Here is a 5,605-nt window from a genome sequence, read left to right as displayed (position 1 = left end):
CCGCCGGCGAGCCGGCGTCGGCCGACGCCGCGGACCCGGCCTGCGCGGAGGCGGTCCAGCACCACGTCCTGGCCCAGCTGCTGCGGCTGCGCTCGTACCCGTGCGTCGAGCGGCGGCTGGCCGCGGGCCGGCTCCGGCTGCGCGGCTGGTACTACGAGGTGCACACCGGAGCCGTACGCGAACACCGCGCGGACACCGACGCCTTCGAGGCGCTGTGAGTACGGCCGTGTCCAGGTTCCCTCATCTGCGGCAGGACTTCGCCGCCTCGCTCGTCGTCTTCCTCGTCGCGCTCCCGCTGTGCGTGGGCGTCGCCGTCGCCTCCGGTGTCCCGGCCGAACTCGGCCTGGTCACCGGCATCGTGGGCGGGCTGGTCACCGGTCTGCTGCCGGGCAGCAGCCTGCAGGTGTCCGGTCCGGCCGCCGGGCTGACCGTGCTGGTCTTCGAGGCCGTCGACACCTACGGGCTGCCCGCGCTCGGCGTGATCGTGCTGGCCGCCGGGCTGCTCCAGCTCGCCATGGGTGCGCTGCGGCTCGGGCGCTGGTTCCGCGCGATATCGATCTCGGTGGTCGAGGGCATGCTGGCCGGCATCGGTCTCGTCCTCATCGCGGGCCAGCTGTACGCGGCGGCCGGGCTGACGGCGCCCGCCTCCGGCGTCGACAAGATCCTCGGTCTGCCCGGGGCGGCCGCGGACGCGCTCGGCAGCACCGAGGCGCTCGCCTCGCTCGCGGTCGGCGCGGGCACCGTCGCCGTGATGGTGCTGTGGCGCCGGATGCCGGGGCCGGCCGGGGTCGTACCGGGTGCGCTGGCGGCGGTCCTGCTGGCGACGGCGGTCACCCTGGCGTTCGGCGTACCCGTCGCGACGGTCGAGGTGCGGGGCCTGGTCGACGCCGTCCAGCCGCCCGGCGCGGACGCCTTCGGCTCACTGGGCGCCGGCGTCCTCGGCACGATCGTCGCGTTCACCCTGATCGCCTCCGCCGAGAGCCTGTTCAGCGCCGCCGCGGTGGACCGGCTGCACGACGGTCCGCGCACCCGGTACGACAAGGAGCTGATGGCGCAGGGCGCGGGCAACACGGTCTGCGGGGTCCTCGGCGCGCTGCCGATGACCGCGGTGATCGTGCGCAGCTCGGCCAACGTCCGGGCGGGCGCCAGGACCAAGGCGTCCCGGGTGCTGCACGGCGTATGGCTGCTGCTGTTCGCCGCGCTGCTGCCGTCCGCGCTGGCACTGATCCCGCTGCCCGCGCTGGCCGGCATCCTGGTCCACGCCGGCTGGAAGCTGATCCCGTTCCGCGCCCTGGCCGCACTCTGGCGGAGCCACCGGGGCGAGGCGCTGATCCTGCTGGTCACCGCCGTGTCGATCGTCACGGTGAACATGTTCGAGGGCGTACTGATCGGTCTGGCCCTGTCGGTCGTCAAGACGGCCTGGGAGGCCTCGCAGGCGAAGCTGGAGGTCGTGGACAAGGGCGCGGGCCCCATCCAGGTGCACCTGTCGGGCAACGCGACCTTCCTGCGCCTCCCGAAGATCCTGGACACCCTGGAGTCCCTCCCCCAGGACCGCCCCGTCGAACTGGACCTCACCGCCCTCCACCACGTGGACCACGCCTGCCACACGGCCCTGGAGAACTGGTCCGCCCGCCACAGCACCCCGGGCACACCCCCGGTGAAACTCACGGAGACACCGGGAACACCGGCCACGGCGCCCTCCTAGGGGCGCGGGACTGTGAGGAAAGGGGCGGCGGGGACGGAAAACCCCGCCGCCCAATCCCCGGCCCCGGCTCCCGCCATGGCCCCACACCGACCACCGGGCATATCGTTGCGAATGCAGCCAGAAGCACACAGACCTCTGAACGGGAGGTCATCATGGTCGAGGAACTGCTCACCGCGGCCGCCGGCACCGCCGCGGCCGCCACCGCCTACCTCCTCGCGGCGGCCCGGGTCGTCAAACAGTACGAACGCGGAGTCGTCCTCCGCCTCGGCCGTCTGCACGGCACCCCGCGCCCGCCCGGCTTCACCCTCGTCGTCCCCGGCGTGGACCGCATGCACAAGGTCAACCTCCAGATCGTCACGATGCCCATCCCCGCCCAGGAGGGCATCACCCGCGACAACGTCACCGTCCGGGTCGACGCGGTCGTCTACTTCAAGGTCGTCGACGCGCCGGCGGCCGTCATCAACGTCGAGGACTACCGCTTCGCCGTCTCCCAGATGGCCCAGACCTCACTGAGGTCGATCATCGGCAAGAGCGACCTCGACGACCTGCTGTCCAACCGCGAGAAGCTGAACCAGGGCCTGGAGCTGATGATCGACAGCCCCGCGATCGGCTGGGGCGTGCAGATCGACCGCGTCGAGATCAAGGACGTCTCCCTGCCCGACACGATGAAGCGCTCCATGGCCCGCCAGGCCGAGGCCGACCGCGAACGCCGGGCCCGCGTCATCAACGCCGACGCCGAACTCCAGGCGTCCAGGAAGCTCGCCGAGGCGGCCCAGGAGATGTCGGAGACCCCCTCCGCCCTCCAGCTCCGCCTGCTGCAGACCATCGTCGCCGTCGCCGCCGAGAAGAACTCCACCCTCGTCCTGCCCTTCCCGGTCGAACTCCTCCGCTTCCTCGAACGCGCCCAGCAGCCCCAGCCCCAGCCCCAGCCCGTGCCGGGCCACCCGGCGGCGCCCCGCCCGGAGCCCGACGGCCCGCGCCCCGGGCCGTGACACGAGCTACGCGCGTGGTTCCCGTGACCCGCACCAGGTGATAGACACGGCGGGGTCACAGTTCCTGTCCGCCAGCAGGAAGGTTTCCCCATGTCAGAAACCGGGTCCACCACCGAGTCCACGACCGGCTCCCCCGCGACACGACGTCAGATGCTCGCCCGTTCCGGCGCCCTCGGCATCGGCATAGCCTTCACCGGCGCCCTCTCCGAACTCTTCACCGGCACCGCCGCCGCCCGGGACCTCGGCCACAACGGCTACGGCCCCCTGGTCCCCGACCCCGACGGGCTGCTCGACCTGCCGAAGGGCTTCCGCTACCGGGTCCTCTCCCGCGAGGGCGACCCGCTGCGCTCCGGCGAGGGCCCGGTCCCCTCCAACCACGACGGCATGGCCGCCTTCGCCGGCCGCCACGGCCGTACCCACCTGGTCCGCAACCACGAGAACCGCGCCGACGGCAGAGTCCCCGTCCCGGTGGTCGACGGCCTGACCTACGACCCGGAGGGCAAGGGCGGCTGTACGGCACTCACCCTGGACCACCACGGCCTGGTGCTGTCGGAACGGGTCGCGATCGCCGGTACGGCGGTGAACTGCGCCGGCGGACCGACCCCCTGGAACACCTGGCTGACCTGCGAGGAGACCGAGGACAAGGCCGGCACCAACGGCTACGCCAAGGACCACGGCTACATCTTCGAGGTCGACGGCGCCGACCCGCGCCGCACGGGCGCCGTACCGCTGACCGCGATGGGCCGCTTCCAGCACGAGGCGATCGCCGTGGACCCGGGGCGGGGCGTGGTCTACGAGACCGAGGACGCCTTCGAACGGCCCTTCGGCCTCTTCTACCGCTTCCTGCCGGCGAAACCACTCGGCGGCACGGGTTCGCTGCGCGCGGGCGGCCGGCTCCAGGCGATGCGGGTGCCCGGGGTGCCCGACCTGTCCTCGATCCAGGACATCGGTGCCCGCTTCGACCACATCGAGTGGGTGGACGTACCGGACCCGCAGGCCGCTCACACACCCATCCGCCACCAGGACTTCGGCCCGCGGGGCATCACCCACGCGCAGAAGCTGGAGGGCTGCTACTGGGGCGGACGCTCGGTCTACTTCGTGTCGTCCTTCGCCCGCAGCGCCGAGGGTTCGGCGGCCGACCACTACGGCCAGATCTGGCGCTACGACCCGGACCGGCGCCGCCTCACCCTGGTGATCGTCTTCGGCCCGGACACCGACGTCCGGCTCCCCGGCGAGTCGCCGGACAACATCTGTCTCGCGCCCAGCGGCGGCCTGATGGTGTGCGAGGACGGCGGAGGCGCCCAGCACGTCTACGGCGTCACCCGCCGGGGTGAGGTCTACGCGATGGCGCGCGGACGCCAGAACATCGGAACCGCCGAGGAACCGGAGTGGGGCGAGTTCGCCGGGGTCACCTTCTCCCCGGACGGCCGCACGATGTACGTCAACTGCTACACGCCCGGCACGACGTTCGCCGTGACGGGCCCGTGGCGCGGGTAGCCGCTCACGGCCGGGGCGGAGGGCGGTGCGCCCTCCGCCCCGGCTGAACCCGGCGGACCTGGGTACTCGGCCCCCCATGACGGAGAATCAGCAGGTCAGCGGCTCGTACTGGCTCCAGACCGCACCGGGCGGCCGGCACCCCGCACTGGCCGGGGACCTCGATGTCGACGTGGCCGTGATCGGCGCGGGCATCGCCGGCCTGTGCACCGCCCGGGAGCTGGCGCGGGCCGGGAAGAGCGTCGCGGTGCTGGAGGCCGGACGGGTCGCGGCCGGCGTCACCGGACACACCACGGCCAAGGTCACCGCCCTGCACACGCTGGTCTACGACAAGCTGCGCCGCACCCGGGGCAGCGAGGGCGCGCGGCTGTACGCCCGTTCGCAGTCCGAGGCGATCGAGCACACCGCCCGGGTCGTGGAGGAGCTCGGCGTCGACTGCGAGTGGGAGCGCCGCAGCGCGTACACCTACGTCCGTGACGCGGACCGGGTGGAGGAACTGCGCGCGGAGGCCGGGGCGGCGCGGGAGGCGGGCCTGCCGGCCTCCTTCGTGACGGAGACCGGTCTGCCGTTCCCGGTGGCGGGCGCCGTCGAGGTGAGGGACCAGGTGCAGTTCCACCCGCGCAAGTACCTGCTGGCCCTCGCGGACGACATCGTCGCGCACGGCGGGCGCATCCACGAGGACACCACCGTCCTCGGCCTGGAGGAGGGCACGCCGTGCCGTCTGTCGACGGCGGACGGGGCGACGGTGACGGCCCGGGACGTCGTGGTCGCCACCCACTACCCGGTCTTCGACCGGGCGCTGCTGTTCACCCGCCTCTCCCCGCGCCGCGAACTGGTCGTCGCCGGGCCGCTCCCGGCCGGCCGGGATCCGGGCGGGATGTACATCACCCCGGAGGAGAACACCCGCTCGGTGCGCACGGCCCCCTACGGCGAGGACGGCACCCGCCGCTTCCTGGTGGTCACCGGTGAGCACTTCACGCCGGGCACGGGCGACACGCGGGCCCTCTTCGACCGTCTCTCCGCGTGGGCCCGCACGCACTTCCCCGACGTGGAGCTCACCCACTCCTGGGCCACGCAGGACAACGATCCCACCGACACCGTGCCGCTGGTCGGCCCGCTGCACCCGGGCGCCCGGCACACCTACGTCGCCACCGGTTTCGGCGGCTGGGGCATGAGCGGCGGCATGATGGCGGGCCTGCTGCTCACCGCGCAGATCACCGGCCGGGAGTGCGCGTGGAGCGGGCTGTACGACCCGCGCCGGCTGGCCTCCGCGGTACGTGAGGCGCCGTCCTTCCTCAAGCACCAGGCGCAGGTGGCCCGGCACTTCGTCGGCGACCGGCTGCGCCCGGCCCCGCCGGCGGAGGCGCTGCCGCCGGGCGAGGGCGCCGTGGTCCGCACGGAGGGCGGCCGGCTC

General features: G+C 73.3%; 5 protein-coding genes. All 5 read left to right on the top strand.

Going from position 1 to position 5,605, the window contains the following annotated elements:
* Positions 1-218 (top strand): carbonic anhydrase (locus B7767_RS14630; RefSeq protein WP_306297959.1); only part of this gene is annotated, 218 nt, incomplete at its 5' end.
* An 8-nt stretch (positions 219-226) separates the two neighbouring features.
* The gene (locus B7767_RS14625; RefSeq protein ID WP_256923436.1) at positions 227-1,705 is read left to right on the top strand and encodes a SulP family inorganic anion transporter; all 1,479 of its coding nucleotides are present in this window, start codon (positions 227-229) and stop codon (positions 1,703-1,705) included.
* Between the two features lie 152 nt (positions 1,706-1,857).
* Positions 1,858-2,697 carry a slipin family protein gene (locus B7767_RS14620; RefSeq protein ID WP_085572573.1) on the top strand — a complete coding sequence of 280 codons (840 nt, stop codon included), beginning with the start codon at positions 1,858-1,860 and terminating at the stop codon, positions 2,695-2,697.
* Between the two features lie 90 nt (positions 2,698-2,787).
* Complete coding sequence (locus B7767_RS14615) at positions 2,788-4,194, top strand: PhoX family protein (RefSeq protein ID WP_085572572.1); 1,407 nt, start codon at positions 2,788-2,790, stop codon at positions 4,192-4,194.
* 76 nt (positions 4,195-4,270) lie between these two features.
* A partial coding sequence (locus B7767_RS14610) for an FAD-binding oxidoreductase (protein ID WP_085572571.1) occupies positions 4,271-5,605 on the top strand: 1,335 nt, incomplete at its 3' end.

It is taken from the genome of Streptomyces sp. 13-12-16 (assembly GCF_002114215.1).
Taxonomy (GTDB): domain Bacteria; phylum Actinomycetota; class Actinomycetes; order Streptomycetales; family Streptomycetaceae; genus Streptomyces.
This window is presented reverse-complemented; position numbering and strand designations above follow the sequence as displayed.